A 16551-nucleotide genomic window follows, 5' to 3' on the forward strand; every position below is an offset into this window, starting at 1 on the left:
GGCTTCAGGCCGCCGGCGCGGGCCGCGGCGGCGCCGCCTCCAGCCGGAACCCGGTGACGAGATCCGGGCGGATCCGCAAGGCGCTGGTCATCGGCTGTCCCACCCAGGGGCGCAGCAGGTCCGCATAGCGGTCGGCATCGTCGGCATCGGCCACCAGTCGCGCGTAGCCGGTGACGACGACGCTCCAGCCGAGGTGCGTGTCGGGATCGATGACATCCGCTTCGTAGGCCACCACCACGCCGGGCACGTCGGCGGGTGCCGCCAGAGAGGCAAGGGCCCCGCCTTCGTGGGTCCGGATGATGATGTCCTCGCCGTCGACGAGATGGTTCACCGGCCGGACGGCGGGCAGCGCGTGCTGCGTGAAGACGATGCGCCCCAGTGACACCGTCGCGAGAAGTCTCAGGGCCTCGGCCCGGTCCAGTTCCCGCATGTGCCGGGCGGCCGTCGTGCCACCCGCCCGGCCGCCGGGTCGCCGTATGCCTTCCTGATCCATGATGCGTACCTTCGTCCGGCCCCGCTCGGTCCTCATGGCTTCCGATCTTCCAGCCTCCCTCTTGATCCCCCGGTGGGACCAGGGCCGAACGGTCCCCTTCCGGCATCCGCATCCGGACAGCGCCGCGATCACGAAAATACGAACTTCAGGTCGCGGTCGGCGGCGAGCACCCGCATGGACTTGGCCACGAGGGGCGGCACGTCACACAGGAGGAGCCGTGTTCCCGCCGCACGGCAGTGGCGGTTGAAACGGGTGAGGAGGTCGATGCCCGCGCTGTCGCAGAAGGAGAGGCCGCACAGGTCCAGGATGATGTTGCGGTGGCCGGATCCGGCGAGTTCGCGGAGGTGTGGCCCTACTTGCCCGGCCGTGTAGAAGTCGAGCTCTCCGGCCAGGGCGATTATCAGACCTCGGTCGTCCCGGGCCACGGTCTTCAGGTCGATCAAGGCGGTCGTCATGGCGTCCTCCGCGCTGCGTGCGGCTCCGTGGAGTCGCGCCGTTCCCCGTGCGCCACCAGTTCATCGGGGGCCGCGTGCACCGGGGAAGGCCCGGCAGGCCCTCCGGACAGGGCCGAAGGTCCCTTCCCAAGGGCCCGAGCGGTACCTGCCGCGCAGCGCGGCTGGTCGATGAGGGCCGATCGGCCCTGTCCGCTGGGCCGTAGGGCAGGACAGGATGCTGGTGTTCGTGTGTCCAGGACGACCCAGGCGAAGGAGTTGCGTCATGGCCGGCAGCGGTGCCCCCTCCCCTGCGAAAGAGCCCATCAGCGTCTTCCTGCTCGACGACCACGAAGTCGTACGCCGAGGGGTGCACGACCTGCTGGACGCCGAGCCCGACCTGACCGTGGTCGGTGAGGCGGGCACGGCGGAACAGGCTCTGATCCGCATCCCCGCGCTGCGCCCCCAGGTCGCGATCCTGGACGTACGGCTCCAGGACGGTGACGGAGTGAGCGTGAGCCGTGAACTGCGCTCGCGGATGCCCGAACTGGCCTGCCTGATGCTCACGTCGTTCGACGACGAGGAAGCGCTGCTGGACGCCGTGATGGCGGGTGCCTCGGGCTACGTCCTCAAGCAGATCACCGGTACCGACCTGGTGACCGCCGTCCGGACGGTGGCCGCCGGCCAGTCGATGCTCGATCCCGGTGCCACCACGCGGCTGATGGCCCGCATGCGCGGCGACGTGCCCAAGGACGAGCAGGTCCCGGGGCTTCCCGGCTTCACAGACCGGGAGAAGGAGATCCTCCTCATGGTCAGCGAGGGTCTCACCAACCGGGAGATCGGCAAGCGGCTGTACCTCGCGGAGAAGACCGTCAAGAACATCATTTCGCGGCTCTTCGTCAAGCTCGGCGTGGAGCGGCGCGTCCAGGCCGCGGTGATCGCCAGTCACGCGCTGACCCCGCCCGGCCGGCATCCGGTCCCGGCCGCGGAGTAGGAGCGTCCGCAGAAGGGGCCGCCCGCAGAAGGACCCGTCCGCAGAACGGGCCGGGCAGGTCGCACGTCGCCTGCCCGGCCTTTCCATGAGCGCGCCGTCGGTTCAGTGGTGCGGGACTCAGTGGTGCGGGACGACGGCGACGGGGCAGGCCGCGTGGTGGAGGACGGCGTGGGCCACCGACCCGACACGCGCGCCCAGCGCCGACTCGCGGACCCGCCGGCCGACGACGAGCAACTGGGCGTCCGACGCGGCGGACAGCAGCACGTGACCGGCGCTCCCCTGCTCGGCGTGCGCGACGACCTCCACCTCGGGGTGCCTCAGCCGCCACGGCTCCAGCGCCTGCTCCAGCGCGGCCTTCTCGAACGGCTCCAGCCCGCCGAACTGATCGGCGATCCACAGCGAGCCGGGGCTGTATCCGTAGACCGGGGGCAGGCTCCAGGCCCGGACCGCGCGGAGCGGGACCTTGCGCGCCGCGGCCGTCTCGAAGGCGAAGCGCAGCACCTCGGCGGACTCCTCCACGCCGCCCTGCTGACCGACGACCACCTCTCCCTCGCCGGCCCCGGACACCGGCCTGCCGTGCCGGACGCGGACGGAGACGACGGGGCACTCGGCGGAGGCGATCAGCTGCTGCCCGTAGGAGCCGAGCAGGAAGCCGGCCACGGCACCGTGCCCGCGGGAGCCGAGTACCAGCATCTCCGCGTCCTTGGCGGCACGCAGCAAAGCCGGAACGGGGACGTCCGGCACCACTTCCGCGGAGAGCGAGAGCCGCGGGTGCCGACGGATCAGCTCGGCCTCCGTCTCCTCCAGGATCTCCTGGGCCCGGCGGGCCTCGGCACCGCGGTCCTGGACGACCGGGACGGCGAGCGGCTTCCACAGCCAGGCGTGGACCACGTGCACGTGCATGTCGCGGCGCATGGCCTCCTGAGCCGCCCAGTCGGCAGCGGCCCGGCTCTCGGCGGAACCGTCCACTCCGACGACGAGGGTTCGCTTCACAGGTCTGTCCTCCGTACTGATGCCCGAGGCATCGTGGTCGCCGGCAGGGTGGGTGGCGCCGGCCGGGGGAAGGGCCGGGCGCCACCGGGATTCACCTTCCTCGGGCCGGGCAGGTGCGGAAAAGGGCCGACGGTCCCTCCCTCAGGGCCGGTCATCCCCTGCCGGCCGTACCCCGGCAGGGCGCAGGGTGTCGGCATCGGCTCAGTCGACGAACGTCCCGACCCTCACACGCAGGAGCGGACATGACCGCGTTGACCGCGTACTCGGTCACGGAGCTCGACGCCCACTGGCGCGCCGCCAACTACCTGACAGTCGGCCAGATCTACCTCATGGCCAATCCGCTTCCGGCCGAGCCGCTGCGCCCGGAGCACATCAAGCCCCGGCTGCTCGGCCACTGGGGCACCTCCCCCGGCCTCAACCTGGTGCACACCCACCTCAACCGCGTGATCAGGGAGCGCTCGCTGGAGGCCCTGTGCGTATGGGGTCCCGGACACGGAGGCCCCGCCGTCCTGGCCAACTCCTGGCTGGAGGGGACGTACAGCGAGACCTACCCGGACGTGACGCGAGACGCCGACGGCATGGCCAAGCTGTTCCGGCAGTTCTCGTTCCCCGGCGGAGTGCCGAGCCACGTGGCGCCCGAGACCCCGGGCTCCATCCACGAGGGTGGCGAGCTCGGTTACGCCTTGGCGCACGCGTACGGAGCCGCCTTCGACCACCCCGGCCTGCTGGTCGCCTGCGTCATCGGCGACGGCGAGGCCGAGACGGGGCCGCTGGCCGCGTCCTGGCACTCGAACAAGTTCCTCGACCCGGTCCACGACGGCGCCGTCCTGCCCATCCTGCACCTCAACGGCTACAAGATCGCCAACCCGACGGTCCTGTCCCGGATCCCCGAGAACGAGCTCGACGCGCTGCTGCGCGGCTACGGGCACGATCCGCTGTACGTGACCGGCAGCGACCCGGCCCAGGTGCATCACGCCATGGCCCGTGCGATGGACCACGCCCTGGACCGCATCGCGGTCATCCAGCGGGAGGCGCGGGCGCCGGGCACGGATCCGGGGCGGGAGTACGCACGCTGGCCGATGATCGTCCTGCGCACGCCCAAGGGCTGGACCGGGCCCGTGACCGTCGACGGCGTCCCGGTCGAGGGCACGTGGCGTGCTCACCAGGTCCCGCTGGCAGGAGTCCGCGAGAACCCCGCGCACCTGCGGCAGCTGGAGGACTGGCTCCGCTCGTACCGGCCGGAGGAGCTCTTCGACGCCGACGGCCGCCCGACGGCGCAGGTACTGGCCTGTGTCCCGGAGGGCGAGCACCGCCTGGGCGCCGTACCGTACGCGAACGGCGGCCGGTTGCTGCGGCCGCTCCCGCTGCCCGCGCTCGACGCGCACGCCGTCCTGGTCGACAAGCCGGGCCGCACCCTCCACGAACCGACCCGCGTCCTGGGGCAGTTCCTCACGCAGATCATGCGGGACACGGCCGGGCGGAGGGATTTCAGGGTCGTCGGACCGGACGAGACCGCCTCCAACCGGCTGGACGACCTGTACGAGGTCACCGGCAAGGCCTGGCAGGGCATCACGGAGGCCACGGACCGGAACCTGTCGCGGGACGGCCGGGTCATGGAGATCCTGTCCGAACACGTCTGCCAGGGCTGGCTGGAGGGTTACCTCCTCACCGGCCGCCACGGCCTGTTCTCCACGTACGAAGCCTTCGCGCACATCGTCGGCTCCATGGCCGGCCAGCACATCAAGTGGCTGAAGACCTCGCGCGAGCTGTCCTGGCGGGCGCCGATCGGGTCCCTCAACTACCTGCTCACCTCGCACGTCTGGCGCCAGGACAACAACGGCTTCTCCCACCAGGACCCCGGCTTCGTCGACCACGTCCTCAACAAGAGCCCGGAGGTCGTGCGGGTCTACCTGCCGCCGGACGCCAACACCCTCCTCGCCGTGGCCGATCACGCCCTGCGCAGCCGTGACCAGGTCAACGTCATCGTCGCCGGCAAACAGCCCTGCTTCGACTGGCTGCCGATCGACGCGGCCCGCACGCACGTGACGCGCGGCGCCGGCGTGTGGGAGTGGGCGGGTACCGACCACGGCTCCCGCGAACCGGATGTCGTACTCGCCTGCGCCGGCGACGTACCCACCATGGAGGTGCTGGCCGCCGCGGCCCTGCTCCGCGAGTACCTCCCCGCACTGGCCGTCCGCGTCGTCAACGTCGTCGACATCGCCCGGCTGATGCCCCACGAGGAGCACCCGCACGGCCTGACGGACCCCGAGTACGACGCCCTCTTCACCACCGACAGGCCGGTGATCTTCGCCTACCACGGCTACCCATGGCTCATCCACCGCCTCGCCTACCGCCGGACCGGCCACGCCCGGCTGCACGTCCGCGGGTACAAGGAGTCCGGCACGACCACGACCCCGTTCGACATGGTCGTGCGCAACGACATGGACCGCTACCGGCTCGTCATGGACGTCATCGACCGCGTCCCCGGCCTCGCGGGCCGCGCCGAGGGGCTGCGCCAGGCCATGGCCGACCAGCGCATCCGCCACCACGACTGGATCCGCGAGCACGGCACCGACCTGCCGGAGGTCGCGGACTGGACTTGGCCGTACTGAGCACACGCCGTGCAGCGCCGCACGGACCGTCCGGGGCCGGCCGGTGGACACGAGCCCGGCGATCACCCTCCGTGGCCTGCCACGGAGGGTGATCGGTCCCCTGCCCTGGCGGGCGTCGTCAGCCGCAGCGACCTGCTGAAGGTGTTCCTGCGCCCCGGCGAGGAACTGGAGTGATTGCGGACGTCGACGCCGCGGCTTCCACCGATGGCCGGCCCGGCCTCGCGCCCCGGCTCAGCGGGTGCACATGACCCCCCGCCTGAGACAATTCGGGGGAAGCATGCGCACGCAACGTCCTCCGGATCAGGCGGCGAACATGTCCGACGTACCGAGCGCCTCCGCGGAGGCTCCCATCAAGGTGTTCCTACTCGACGATCACGAGGTGGTCAGGCGGGGGCTGCGGGACCTGCTCGAAGCCGAGGCGGACATCACCGTGGTCGGCGAGGCGGGAACGGCAGATCAGGCGCTGGCCCGCGGGCCGGCACTGCGGCCCGACGTCGCCGTCCTCGACGTCCGGCTGCCCGACGGGGACGGAATCACGGTCTGCCGGGAGCTCCGCTCTCGGATGCCTGGCCTGGCCTGCCTGATGCTGACGTCGTTCGACGACGAAGACGCCCTCCTGGACGCGATCATGGCAGGCGCGGCCGGGTACGTGCTGAAGCAGATCAAGGGGACCGACCTGGTCTCCGCCGTTCGTACGGTCGCCACCGGGCAGTCCATGCTCGACCCGGCCACGACCGCCCGCCTGATGCACTCACTGCGCGACCCGGAAGCCGCCAAGGCGCCCGAGGACACCCGCCTGGCAGCCCTCTCCGAGCGGGAGCGTGCCGTCCTCGAACTGATCGGGGACGGCCTCACCAACCGCCAGATCGCCAAACAGCTCTACCTCTCCGAGAAGACCGTCAAGAACCACATCTCACGGCTGCTGGGCAAACTGGGAGTCGAACGGCGGGTACAGGCAGCCGTCATCGCCGCGCAGGTCCATGACCACGCGCAGGTCCATGGCCAGGGGCACGATGGTGAGGTGACAACGAAGCACTAGCCATCGGCTGCGTTCACGGCGGTGGTGAGCCGAGCGGCACGCACCATTCAAGACGTGTGCCCGGCTCGCCCGCCCCTCGCGAGGTGACTTCCATGCGACCACCGAGCCTTTCGGCGCGCTCGGCGAGATTGCGCAGTCCGCCGCGTCGGCCGCCGTCGGACAGGCCGACGCCGTTGTCCGTCACGATGACGGTGAGGACGCCGCCCTCCGCGACGATCGAGGCCTCCGCACGCGTGGCCTCGGCGTGCCGGGCGACGTTGGTCAGAGCCTCTCCGAGTACGGCGAGAACCTCGTCGGCGACGGCGGGCGGCACGTCGGTGTCGATCAGCCCCTCCATCCGCAGGGCAGGAGCAAACCCGAGGCCTTCCGCGGCCTGGTCCACGGCCTGGACGGTGCGGGAGCGCAGCTTGGGCGTCCTCCCGGGGACGTCACGGTCGCGCAGCCCGAAGATGGTGGACCGGATGATCTTGATGGTGGCGTCGAGGTCGTCCACGGCTCGCGCGAGGCGTTCGGACGCCTCGGGGTGGTCCACGAACCGCTGGGCGCTCTGGAGGGTCATACCGGTGGCGAAGAGGCGCTGAATGGCCAGGTCGTGGAGGTCGCGGGCGATGCGGTCGTGGTCTTCGAGCATGCTCATCTGCTCGGCGTCGCGACGCCGGTCGGCCAGTTCGAGAGCGAGAGCGGCCTGATTGGCGAATCCCGGCAGGGAAGCGATTTCTGCCGTGGCGAAGACGGCGCGGCCGTGGCGTCGAGCCAGGATCAGAATGCCGCTGAGTCTCTCCTTGGTGCCGACGGTAACGGCTACGGCCGGGCCGAAGCCCGTCCACCGCTCCGGCTGCACGGTGACACGCCGGTCCGTCGACACGTCCGCGACCGTGATCAGGCCGGCCCCGGCCAAGGCGGCGTCAGCCAGGGTGCCGCTGGTGCTCGGCAGGATGATGCCCCGGTGTGCTTCGGCACGATGCCCCAGGGCGATCGAGCCGCGCAGCTCTCCGGCGGTGCCGATGAGGTAGAAGACGCCCATGTCGGCCCGGGTGATGTCCTTGGCCCGCTCCAGCATGCCTGCGAGGACATCGTCCTCGGAGGCGCCGGAGAGGAGGGCGCTGGTGATGTCCGAGCCGGCCTCCAGCCAGCGCTCGCGCAGGCGGACTTCCTCGAAGAGGCGGGCGTTCTCGATGGCGATGCCGGCGGCGACCGCGAGCGTGGACAGGACCGCCTCGTCCTCGGCATCGAACTCGGCTCCGCCGCGCTTTTCGGTGAGGTAGATGTTGCCGAAGACTTCCTCGCGTACACGGATGGGGACGCCGAGGAAGGAGTGCATCGGCGGGTGGTTGGCCGGGAAGCCGTAGGAGGCGGGGTGCTCGGACAGCTCGGACAGTCTCAGGGGTTCCGGGTGCCGGATCAGCTCGCCGAGGATTCCGTGGCCTGAGGGCAGGTCGCCGATCTGCGCACGGAGGTCGTCCGTGATGCCGACGGGCAGGAACTCGGCCAGCTTGCGGTCGTCGCCGATGACGCCGAGGGCGCCGTACTCGGCATCCACCAGGACGACGGCGGCCTCGACGATGCCGCGCAGGACCTGGGGCAGGTCCAGCTCGCGGCCTACCGACATGACGGCCTCGAGCAGGCCGTTCAGCCGGTCGCGGGTGCCCCGGACCTCGTCCATGCGTACCTGGAGCTCGTCGAGCAGCTCGTCCAGCCGCAGCCGTGGCACGCCGCCCTGGGCGGGCCGGCCGTCTGCGCACATGTCACACCTCCGGCCGACAGGAACGGTGGAGGACCGCCTCCTTCACCGTAGTCCCGGCAGGAGCGGAATTCCCTCCCGGCAGGGTGCTACTGCTGCATACGGCGGGTCACGTTCGGCTCGGCGTGGACGCCGTGTCCGGGTACCTACGCCTCCCCGCCGTCACTGTCGTGCGACTGCTGATCGCGGCCTTCATTCCATCGGTACGGTGATCACAGGGCAGTGCGCCCGGTGCAGGAGGCCGTGGACGACGGACCCGAGACGCATGCCGGTGTATCCGCCGCGGCCGCGGCGGCCGACGATGACGGCCAGGGCGTGCTCGGCCGCGCGTGCCAGCTCCTCGACGGGGTGGCCGGTCAGGACCTCGTGCGTGACTTGCACGTCCGGGTACTTGTCCGAAAGACCGGCGGTGGCCTCGGAGAGCAAGGCGCGCTGAGTGCGCAGAGCCACCTCCTCGTCATCCAGCGTGAACACCGGCCGCTGCCACACGCAGACGACCCGAAGAGCGGCCCCGCGCAGATCGGCTTCGTCGAAGGCGAACGCCAGAGCGGCCGTGGCGGACGCGCTGCCGTCGATACCCACGACGACGTACGGCGGCTGCTGGCTGATGTGCTCCGCGTCGCCCACGACGACGACGGGGCAGCGGGCCTGGGCGCTGACGGGGACCACGATGGATCCGGCGCTGAAGAACTCCGCGCTGCGGCTCAGGTGCCGGGAGCCGAGCACGATCAAACGGGCTTCCCCGGCCACGCCGCCCAGGGCGGGGGCGGGGAACCCTTCCAGCAGGTCGCCGGTGACGTTCACCTCGGGGTGCCGGTCGCGCACCCAGTCGCAGATTTGTTCCAGTCTGTCGGCTCCCGCCCGTCGCTGGGCCATCTGACCGGGGGTGTCATCCACCTGGTGAGTGTCGTGCTGGGGCGGCACCGCCAGCACCAGACGCAGGGGGAGCCGACGACGGTGCGCCTCGTCGGCGGCCCAGGCCAGGGACAGGTGCCAGTCCCTGGCCGGATCGATTCCGACGACGATGTCGCGATCCCGGGGCCCGGTCATGACCGGCCCCCGAAGTCGCTGCCGGTCCTGGGGATGAGGAGGACGGGGCAGTGCGCGTGGTGAAGCATGCTGTGCGTGGCCCTGCCCAGGTTGCGGGCGAACCCAAGAGCCCCGGGGACCCGACGGCCGCCCATGACGAGCAGGTCGGCGTGACGGGACGCCTCGACCAGGACGCCGGCCACGGAGACGCTCTTCTCGGCCTCGGCCCGCAGTTCAAGATCGGGGAACTCGTCGCGGACCGCGTCCGTGACGGCCCGCAGGGCCTCTTCGTGCCAGCCTGCGATCTCGTCCACGCCGTCGAGCATGCTCACCACCTCACCGACGGACTGGAGCACGTTCCACACGTGAAGCAGCCGGAGAGAGGCCTTGTGCAGCTCGGCTTCCCGGGCGGCATACCGCGCGACCAGGAGGTCGTGCTCGTCGCGCACCGCTGCGAGGACGGTGCCGGTCGCCTCTGCCCCGTCGACGCCTCGCACGACGATGACGGGGGTCATGGCGGCAGCCGCGACGTCCAGGCCGACCGAGCCGAGCATGAGGGAGTTGAAGCCGCCCAGACCGCGGTTGCCCACCACGACCGTGCCGTGCAGGGCGCCGGCCCGGTGCAGGCTACCGGCGGCGTCCGCGCGGCTGAACTCCGTGCTCACGCGCAGACCGGGGTACTCGTCCGTCACGGCCTTCGCCGTGTCGTCCAAGAGTTGTCGGCCGTTCGCGCGGACCCGTTCGATGGTCTCCGCCGACAGGTACAGGGCCCTGCCGTCGGTGTCGGACCCGTAGACGATGTGCAGGGGCCGGTCGCGGCGTACGGCCTCCCCCGCTGCCCACATGGCGGCAGTGCGGGCCGAATCCGAGCCGTCCACGCCTACGACCACCGTGCTCGTGTCCGGGGTGCGGAATGTGCTTTCCACGGTTCCTCCCAACCGAGAAGCCGATGAGGGACACCACTCACGCTGACACCGGCAGCGCCCCAGGCAGAGGGCCGCCCGGGGCCACGATCGGGACCAAAGGTCCCCCTCGCCCCGGCGCCGCCCCGTTCCCCCGGTGCCGCCTGGCCCTTCCGGCCCCGGGACGGGGCCGTTCGGCCCTCGACCGCCGGCGGGCACCGGCGGATGGTGGGGGCACACCCAACTCAGGCACAAGCCTCGCGTGACACGGCGGAGCAGGAGGGCGTCATGAAGCACATCAAGGTGGCGGATCTGATGACCGACGAAGTCGTCTCCGTGGCCCCGGACACCGCCTTCAAGGATGTCGCCAAGCTCCTCGCCCAGCACGGCGTCTCCGGGCTCCCCGTCCTGGACGACGAGGACCGTGTGGTGGGTGTCGTTTCGCAGACGGACATCCTGGCCCGCGCGGCTCCGGCCCCGCACCCGGCCGAGCAGACCACCCCACCGGCAGGGCCGCCCACGGCCGGAGGCGTCATGTCCACGCCCGCGGTCACCGTCCACGCCGAGGAGACAGCCGCCGACGCTGCCCGGCTGATGACCCGCCGGGGCATCGAGCGGCTGCCCGTCGTGGACGAGGAGGACCGGCTGGTCGGCATCGTCACCCGCAGGGACCTGCTGCGCCTGTTCGTCCGCCCCGACTCCGAGATACGCCGGCGAGTCACCGACGAGGTCCTCACGGAGATACTCGGCGTGCCGACCGGCGACATCGACGTCCACGTGGTGGACGGCTTCGTCACCCTGGACGGCCGCGTAGAACGCCGGAGTCAGCTGCCTGCGCTCCTCAGCCTCGTCGAACGACTCGACGGAGTCGTCGCTGTGGCATCGCACGTCGAGGCCCGGACCGACGACACACTGGCCACTCACGCCGGCCGCGCCCGCCATGCGCAGCCGTGGTGAAGCGGTGTCGACCCGCATGAGAGAGGCTGCAGCCATGAGGCACCACGTGACCGTCGGAGTCGACGGCTCCCCCGAGAGCCGGGCAGCCGCGCGCTGGGCCGCACAGGAAGCTGTTCTGAGGCAAGTACCCATGCTGCCGCTCCGGTGGCCGTCGTCGCCCACGAGGAGAAGGGAGCAGAGGCCATGAAACACCTTCGAACGTGACCCGCCCGGCCGTGACCGTGACGAAGGACGCCTCCATCCGTACCCGGCGTGGTGGACGTGAAGGCGGACTTCACCGTCCCCGTATACGCATGAGGAGTTCATCGACGACGACGGGCACCCGGTCGGTGTCGTCTCCGAAGCCGACCAGCTCCGTCGGCGGACCACCTCACCGGTCGTGGTCGTGGCCACGACCGAGGCCGCACAGACAGGAACAGTCCCGTGACCGCAACAATCATCGCCCCCGACACCGTCGCCGAGCTGGTCGGCGACGCCGTCACCGCCCCGTCCATGCACAACGCGCAACCGTGGAAGTTCGTGTTCAGCCCTGATGGCAATGTCATCGAGCTGCACGGCGACCTGGACCGTGCCATGACACGAACCGATCCGAATCACCGGGCTCTCCACCTCGGTTGTGCGGCTGCCCTGTTCAACCTGCGCGTGTCCGCGGTCCACCACGGACTCCGGGCCCGCGTGCAGTTGCTGCCCGACGACTCCCGGCCGTGGCTGCTGGCGACGGCAGCCATCGACGGACCCTCCGACGAGGACCACGAGCTCGCCGCCCTGCACGCCGCTCTCCGGCGCCGGCACACCAGCCGCTTCCCGTTCAGTGACGAGCCGGTGCCGGACGCTCTCGTGGACGGGCTGAAGGGCGCCGCCCGCCTGGAGGGTTGCCGGCTGGCCGTCCCTGGCGACTGGCACATCGAGACCGTGCTCGGGCTGGTGCGGGACGCGGAACACCGGGAGGACATCGATCCGCTCGTCCGGGAGGAGACCTCTGCCTGGACTTCCGATGCGCATGCGCCGACCGGCACACGCCGTGACGGCATCCCCGCCGCCGCGTTCGGTCCGCGAAGTTCCGGAGGCCCCTCCCCCGTACGCGACTTCGGCCGGGACCACCCTGCGGCGGATCGCGGCTGGGCCGTGTTCGAGAAGCGGCCGCAGCTGGCCCTGCTCGGCACCCAGACGGACACGCGGGTCGACTGGCTGCGGGCCGGGCAGGCGCTGGAGCGCGTCCTCCTCCAGGCCACCTCCGACGGTCTGGCCACCTCGATGACCTCTCAGCCCCTCGAATGGCCGGAACTGCGGTGGACGGTCCGCGACCCGGTCGAGGTGATGGGCCACGTCCAGATGGTCCTGCGCCTCGGCTACGGGCCCCACGGGCCCGAAACACCCCGCCGCCCTGTCGCCGACGTTCTGGAGATCCGGGAGTAGACACCCCTCAGGGCGCGAGAGGCCCATGAGTCCTGCGGCGAACACCCCGCCGATCGGCACCTGCCGGTGGATGCCCGGTGACCACGTCCGCCACCACGGCGGCCGCCGCGAGCCGCACGGTCAGGCTGGTCCTGGTCGGTGGCGGGCTCAGTCGTCGGCGCCTCCCTGTCCGGGTCGCAGACGGCCGGACCACCGGGGCTCGACGCTCTCCCATTCGCTTTCCCACGCTCGTCCGCTGCGCGCGTCGACGACCCGAAGGCGTACGTAGACGACCGCGCCGGCTGCGAGCGCGATTCCGGCCGAGGCTCCGGTGCCGAGGCTGATGGCGTTCACAGCGATGTCGGCCGTGCCGGGCGGGGCGGTGGTCGCATTGCCCTTGCCGTCGATCCAGAGGCGGACGGTGGCTCCGTTTCGGGTCGCTGCCGGAACCGGCACGGTTTCCGTGTGGACGCGGTGTGAGGTGTCCCGCCAGGTCGCGGGAGCCACCGGGACGGGGCGGGTGCCCGGCCCTGACCCGGCCCGGTAGGTGGTTGCGCCGACTGTCACGGCCGTGACGGAATTCCGGTGGCGTGCGATCTCTGCCGCGGCGCGACTGGCGTCCGTCCAGGCGCTTCGTCCGACCGCGACACCGCAGATCACGGCCAACAGGCAGGCCAGCATGAAGGTGGTGCGCAGGCGGGCTCGGCTGCGGTCGGCGTCACGACGGAGCGGATTGCCTCCTGCCCCCGGCGTGCGGTGGTGCATGGCGCGCCTCCGTGCTGCGTCCGTGCCGGCCCGCCTGCTCAGGCGGCGAGTTCGGCGCCGATGTGGTGGGCCCAGGTCTGTATCCGCTCGGGGTTGCGGAAGTCGCCGCCCTTGCCTTGGCGGACCAGTGCCTTGGCGAGGAACCCCGCGGTCCTGGCCACGGCGACGTGGCCCCATGGGCCGGACGGCGTGGGCAGATCCAGCAGGGCGGGCCTGCGAGGCTCTTTGGGCCGGGTCTGGATCCGTATGCGCTGCATCGTGCTCACCCTCTTCGGGGAAGCGTCGCCGGAGCGGCGTCCGTGTTCCACGATCGCGCCGCGAGGCAGATGGGCCGCAGGGCCGGGGGCCGCTCCGGTGCGGGGCCGATCGGCCCGGGCCCAGGCAGCGGGCGGGCCCCGGGGCCCGCCCGGACCGAGCCGCGACTGCGCGCCACCCGCTCGACGCCGGCCGGCGGGAAGCTACTCCACGGGTACGTCCGGCCGGATGATCGCGACCGGACACGGAGCGTGCAGCGCCACCTGCTGGCTGACCGAACCGAGCAGGGCCCGGCGGAAACCGCCGTGGCCGCGGCTTCCCACGACCAGCATGTCGGCGCCCTCTGCCTGGTCCACCAAGACCTCGGCGGGATTGCCCCGCACCAGGCGCTCGTGGACCTGGGAGGCACCGCCCTCGCCGAGGACCGTGCGTACCTCCTCGACCAGACGTCGCTCGGCCTCCTCCTCGTCGAAATCGGCGTCCACCGCCGGAGCCGACCACGATCCCGCACCGGGCAGGTCCCAGGCGGAAACCACTTCCACTTTCCCGCCCACCAGGCCTGCGTACCGGACCGCCCAGCGCAGCGCGGCCCGGGACGAAGGCGATCCGTCGACACCCACTACAACGCGCGGAGTCTCAAGCTGGCTGTCCATCCCGACTCACCCTTTCGATGGCTGTACATCCACAGTGTGCGAGGCAGGTCCGCCCCGCCACGCGGAGCGGCCGTACCCGCGCTCATGACTCGTGCGCCACGCGACGGCCGGTGAGCCGGACCGGGGTGAGTTTCATCCAGTGGGTGCGCGGGCCTCCGGCCCAGGGCTCGGACCGGGCCGTGGCCGTCAGGTGCTGGATCTCCTCCGGGTCCGTGACGGATTCCAGCTCACCCACGGCCAGGACGCTCCAGCCGCCGGCGGTGACGTCGTCGATGTTGTCGATCTCGAAGGCCACCTCCGTACCTGCCGCTCTGGCCGCGAGGGCTTCCGCGGCGGTGCGGAACGCGATGTCGGGGCCTGCGATCAAGTAGTTGACCGGGAGAACGGCCGGCCCTTCGGGGTTGAAGACGGCGATGCGTCCCACTCCGTGCGTACCCAGCAGCGTTCGGCACTCGTCCTCCTCCAGCGACACCAGCGCGGTGTCGCGGCGGGCGGTGGAACGGCCGCGGACGCGGCCTGCGCTCGCGCCGGTCAGGTCGTCGACCGTGACGCCGAGTACGTCGGCTATGCGGACGAGGGTGCCTATGGCCGGAGAGGCCGAGTGCTCCTCCAGGTAGGTGATGTAGTTGCCGTCGGCTCCGCACTTCCGGCCCAGTTCTTCACGGCTGAGGCCGAGGGCGGCGCGTCGGGCCGCCATACGGCGGCCGAGGTCGGTCCGTCCGGCCGGCTCGTCGGCATGCTGCGGTTGGATGCTCGGCGTGGTCTTCACGGCACTCACTGCTCCTGAGGCGGTACGGCGACGGTGTCGTGCTGCGGTCCGCCGAGCACGACCTTGAGGGCGCCGGTGTCGCCGGCGCGGGAGAAGACGTCGTACGCCTCTTCCATCTGGTCCAGCTCGAAGCGGTGGGTGACCATCGCGGCCCCGGGGAGGCGGCCCGCGGCCATCATGCGCAGCAGCATGGGGGTCGAGTGGGTGTCGACGAGACCGGTGGTGATGGTGACGTCCTTGATCCAGAGGTCTTCGAGGTGCAGGGTGGCGGGCTTTCCGTGGACGCCGATGTTGGCGACCCGTCCGCCGGGGCGGACCATCCGGGTGCACATCTCGAACGTCTCGGGCACACCCACGGCCTCGATGACCACGTCTGCGCCGAGCCCCTCGGTCAAGTCCTCGACCAGCCGCTCGGGCTCCTCCTCCGCGTTCGCCGTGGCGTCGGCACCGAGGTCCCGCGCGGCGGCGAGCCGGGACGCGGCGAGGTCGACGGCGATGATCCGCCCGGGGCTGTAGAGCCTCGCCGTGACGATGGCGGCCAGGCCGATGGGTCCGGCACCGACGACGACGACCGTGTCGCCGGGGCGCACGTTCCCGTTGAGCACGCCCACCTCGTAGGAGGTCGGGAAGATGTCGGCGAGCAGTACGGCATCGTGGCTGCTCACGGCGCTGGGAAGCGGATGGACGGAGAGGTCGGCGAAGGGGACGCGTACGTATTCGGCCTGGGTCCCGTCGATGGTGTGGCCCAGCACCCAGCCGCCGCCCCCGCGGCACTGTCCGTAGCGGCCCTCACGACAGAAGCGGCAGCGGCCGCAGGCTGAGATGCACGAGATCAGGACGCGGTCGCCGGGGCGGACGCTGCGCACGTCGCCGCCGGTCTCGACGACGGTGCCGACGGCCTCGTGGCCCAGGATCCGTCCGGGGGTCACTTCGGGCACGTCGCCCTTGATGATGTGCAGGTCGGTACCGCAGATGGTGACGGCGTCGACCCGGACGATCGCGTCCGCGGCGTCCTTGACCGAAGGGTCCGGGACGTCCTGCCAGGAAGTCTGCCCGGGGCCCTGGAAGACGAGTGCCTTCATGACTGCGGCCTCTCTGTGCTGCGCGGGAAGGGGGTCACCGCCAGGCTGTGCCTACCTGCCTCCGTCCCGCTTGGGCCGGTCGGCCCCTCCAAAGGGACCAGTCGGGTCTCTCTCTCGCGTCGTGGTGGGTGCGACGGTGGAATCCGGCGCCACCCGTCCAGGTCCGCTGACCGGGGCCGGACGGCCCCGCGGTCTGACCCGCGCGGCCCTCCCAGGGCCATGACCGGCGAGGCAGGGTGAGGACGAAGGGTTTGAGGCACACCATGAGCACCACCGCCGACCGGCTCGACACCGCCCGCACCCGCCACCGCGACCTGTTCGCCCCTTACGGCAGCGGCAACCCCAAGCGGCTCCCGGTGGTCGACGCCGGCGGCACGCTCCAGGGCCCCAGGACGCACCACACCCAGGCAGCACGCCTCCCCACCGAGCCAGGGCGTACGC

At 71.4% G+C, this 16551-nt stretch carries 17 protein-coding genes; 6 read left to right on the forward strand and 11 right to left on the reverse strand.

The annotated features are described in order from the left end of the window. Positions 1–4: 4 nt before the first annotated feature. Together JIW86_RS07380 and JIW86_RS07385 are read right to left on the reverse strand one after the other, a co-directional pair. On the reverse strand, positions 5–493 hold the full coding sequence (locus JIW86_RS07380; RefSeq protein WP_257553043.1) for a pyridoxamine 5'-phosphate oxidase family protein: 489 nt from the start codon (positions 491–493) through the stop codon (positions 5–7). A gap of 128 nt (positions 494–621) precedes the next feature. Beyond that, positions 622–948, reverse strand: a complete 327-nt coding sequence (locus JIW86_RS07385; protein WP_257553044.1) for an STAS domain-containing protein — start codon at positions 946–948, stop codon at positions 622–624. Positions 949–1210: 262 nt separating this feature from the next. Here JIW86_RS07385 and JIW86_RS07390 point away from each other — a divergent pair, with 262 nt between their 5' ends. Further along, entirely contained in the window at positions 1211–1918 is a 708-nt protein-coding gene (locus JIW86_RS07390; RefSeq protein ID WP_257553045.1) for a response regulator, read from the forward strand. Positions 1919–2035: 117 nt separating this feature from the next. On the opposite strand, the gene JIW86_RS07395 is transcribed toward JIW86_RS07390, so the two are convergent. Continuing rightward, positions 2036–2911, reverse strand: a complete 876-nt coding sequence (locus JIW86_RS07395; RefSeq protein ID WP_257553046.1) for a universal stress protein — start codon at positions 2909–2911, stop codon at positions 2036–2038. Between the two features lie 158 nt (positions 2912–3069). Between JIW86_RS07395 and JIW86_RS07400 the strand changes: the two genes are divergently transcribed. After that, positions 3070–5523: a phosphoketolase gene (locus JIW86_RS07400; protein ID WP_416237667.1), complete on the forward strand. Its 2454-nt coding sequence runs from the start codon at positions 3070–3072 to the stop codon at positions 5521–5523. Between the two features lie 313 nt (positions 5524–5836). Then, the gene (locus JIW86_RS07405; protein WP_257553048.1) at positions 5837–6562 is read left to right on the forward strand and encodes a response regulator; all 726 of its coding nucleotides are present in this window, start codon (positions 5837–5839) and stop codon (positions 6560–6562) included. 13 nt (positions 6563–6575) lie between these two features. Here JIW86_RS07405 and JIW86_RS07410 read toward each other — a convergent pair whose 3' ends face one another. The 3 genes from JIW86_RS07410 to JIW86_RS07420 all read right to left on the reverse strand — a co-directional run bounded on the left by JIW86_RS07410 (position 6576) and on the right by JIW86_RS07420 (position 10258). Beyond that, positions 6576–8306, reverse strand: coding sequence for a GAF domain-containing protein (locus tag JIW86_RS07410; protein WP_257553049.1), 1731 nt, complete (start codon positions 8304–8306; stop codon positions 6576–6578). 189 nt (positions 8307–8495) lie between these two features. After that, positions 8496–9353, reverse strand: a complete 858-nt coding sequence (locus JIW86_RS07415; RefSeq protein WP_257553050.1) for a universal stress protein — start codon at positions 9351–9353, stop codon at positions 8496–8498. Further along, positions 9350–10258, reverse strand: coding sequence for a universal stress protein (locus JIW86_RS07420; protein WP_257553051.1), 909 nt, complete (start codon positions 10256–10258; stop codon positions 9350–9352). Before JIW86_RS07420 ends, JIW86_RS07415 begins: the two co-directional genes overlap by 4 nt. A 264-nt stretch (positions 10259–10522) precedes the next feature. Between JIW86_RS07420 and JIW86_RS07425 the strand changes: the two genes are divergently transcribed. From JIW86_RS07425 to JIW86_RS07435, 3 genes are all read left to right on the forward strand, one after another. Next, entirely contained in the window at positions 10523–11191 is a 669-nt protein-coding gene (locus JIW86_RS07425; RefSeq protein WP_257553052.1) for a CBS domain-containing protein, read from the forward strand. 34 nt (positions 11192–11225) lie between these two features. Next, positions 11226–11378 (forward strand): universal stress protein, encoded by a 153-nt coding sequence (locus JIW86_RS42105; RefSeq protein WP_406368405.1) that lies wholly within the window; start codon positions 11226–11228, stop codon positions 11376–11378. A 236-nt stretch (positions 11379–11614) separates the two neighbouring features. Further along, positions 11615–12607, forward strand: a complete 993-nt coding sequence (locus JIW86_RS07435) for an Acg family FMN-binding oxidoreductase (RefSeq protein WP_257553053.1) — start codon at positions 11615–11617, stop codon at positions 12605–12607. Positions 12608–12754: 147 nt separating this feature from the next. On the opposite strand, the gene JIW86_RS07440 is transcribed toward JIW86_RS07435, so the two are convergent. The 5 genes from JIW86_RS07440 to JIW86_RS07460 form a co-directional block, all read right to left on the reverse strand. Further along, positions 12755–13351: a hypothetical protein gene (locus JIW86_RS07440; RefSeq protein WP_257553054.1), complete on the reverse strand. Its 597-nt coding sequence runs from the start codon at positions 13349–13351 to the stop codon at positions 12755–12757. A gap of 38 nt (positions 13352–13389) precedes the next feature. Beyond that, positions 13390–13608 carry a hypothetical protein gene (locus tag JIW86_RS07445; RefSeq protein WP_257553055.1) on the reverse strand — a complete coding sequence of 73 codons (219 nt, stop codon included), beginning with the start codon at positions 13606–13608 and terminating at the stop codon, positions 13390–13392. Positions 13609–13809: 201 nt separating this feature from the next. Further along, positions 13810–14259 carry a universal stress protein gene (locus tag JIW86_RS07450; RefSeq protein WP_257553056.1) on the reverse strand — a complete coding sequence of 150 codons (450 nt, stop codon included), beginning with the start codon at positions 14257–14259 and terminating at the stop codon, positions 13810–13812. Between the two features lie 82 nt (positions 14260–14341). After that, entirely contained in the window at positions 14342–15028 is a 687-nt protein-coding gene (locus JIW86_RS07455) for a helix-turn-helix domain-containing protein (protein ID WP_257553057.1), read from the reverse strand. 5 nt (positions 15029–15033) lie between these two features. Next, the gene (locus JIW86_RS07460) at positions 15034–16110 is read right to left on the reverse strand and encodes a zinc-dependent alcohol dehydrogenase family protein (RefSeq protein ID WP_257553059.1); all 1077 of its coding nucleotides are present in this window, start codon (positions 16108–16110) and stop codon (positions 15034–15036) included. Positions 16111–16551: the final 441 nt, after the last annotated feature.

Source organism: Streptomyces sp. NBC_00162, from assembly GCF_024611995.1.
In the GTDB taxonomy this organism is placed as follows: domain Bacteria; phylum Actinomycetota; class Actinomycetes; order Streptomycetales; family Streptomycetaceae; genus Streptomyces.

Bases quoted from the DNA above. Each gene is read 5' to 3' on its own strand.
- JIW86_RS07415 (WP_257553050.1), bottom strand. From the start codon at position 9,353: ATGACCGGGCCCCGGGATCGCGACATCGTCGTCGGAATCGATCCGGCC.
- JIW86_RS07405 (WP_257553048.1), top strand. From the start codon at position 5,837: ATGTCCGACGTACCGAGCGCCTCCGCGGAGGCTCCCATCAAGGTGTTC.
- JIW86_RS07390 (WP_257553045.1), top strand. From the start codon at position 1,211: ATGGCCGGCAGCGGTGCCCCCTCCCCTGCGAAAGAGCCCATCAGCGTC.
- JIW86_RS07460 (WP_257553059.1), bottom strand. From the start codon at position 16,110: ATGAAGGCACTCGTCTTCCAGGGCCCCGGGCAGACTTCCTGGCAGGAC.
- JIW86_RS42105 (WP_406368405.1), top strand. From the start codon at position 11,226: ATGAGGCACCACGTGACCGTCGGAGTCGACGGCTCCCCCGAGAGCCGG.
- JIW86_RS07440 (WP_257553054.1), bottom strand. From the start codon at position 13,351: ATGCACCACCGCACGCCGGGGGCAGGAGGCAATCCGCTCCGTCGTGAC.
- JIW86_RS07380 (WP_257553043.1), bottom strand. From the start codon at position 493: ATGGATCAGGAAGGCATACGGCGACCCGGCGGCCGGGCGGGTGGCACG.
- JIW86_RS07410 (WP_257553049.1), bottom strand. From the start codon at position 8,306: ATGTGCGCAGACGGCCGGCCCGCCCAGGGCGGCGTGCCACGGCTGCGG.
- JIW86_RS07425 (WP_257553052.1), top strand. From the start codon at position 10,523: ATGAAGCACATCAAGGTGGCGGATCTGATGACCGACGAAGTCGTCTCC.
- JIW86_RS07445 (WP_257553055.1), bottom strand. From the start codon at position 13,608: ATGCAGCGCATACGGATCCAGACCCGGCCCAAAGAGCCTCGCAGGCCC.
- JIW86_RS07450 (WP_257553056.1), bottom strand. From the start codon at position 14,259: ATGGACAGCCAGCTTGAGACTCCGCGCGTTGTAGTGGGTGTCGACGGA.
- JIW86_RS07385 (WP_257553044.1), bottom strand. From the start codon at position 948: ATGACGACCGCCTTGATCGACCTGAAGACCGTGGCCCGGGACGACCGA.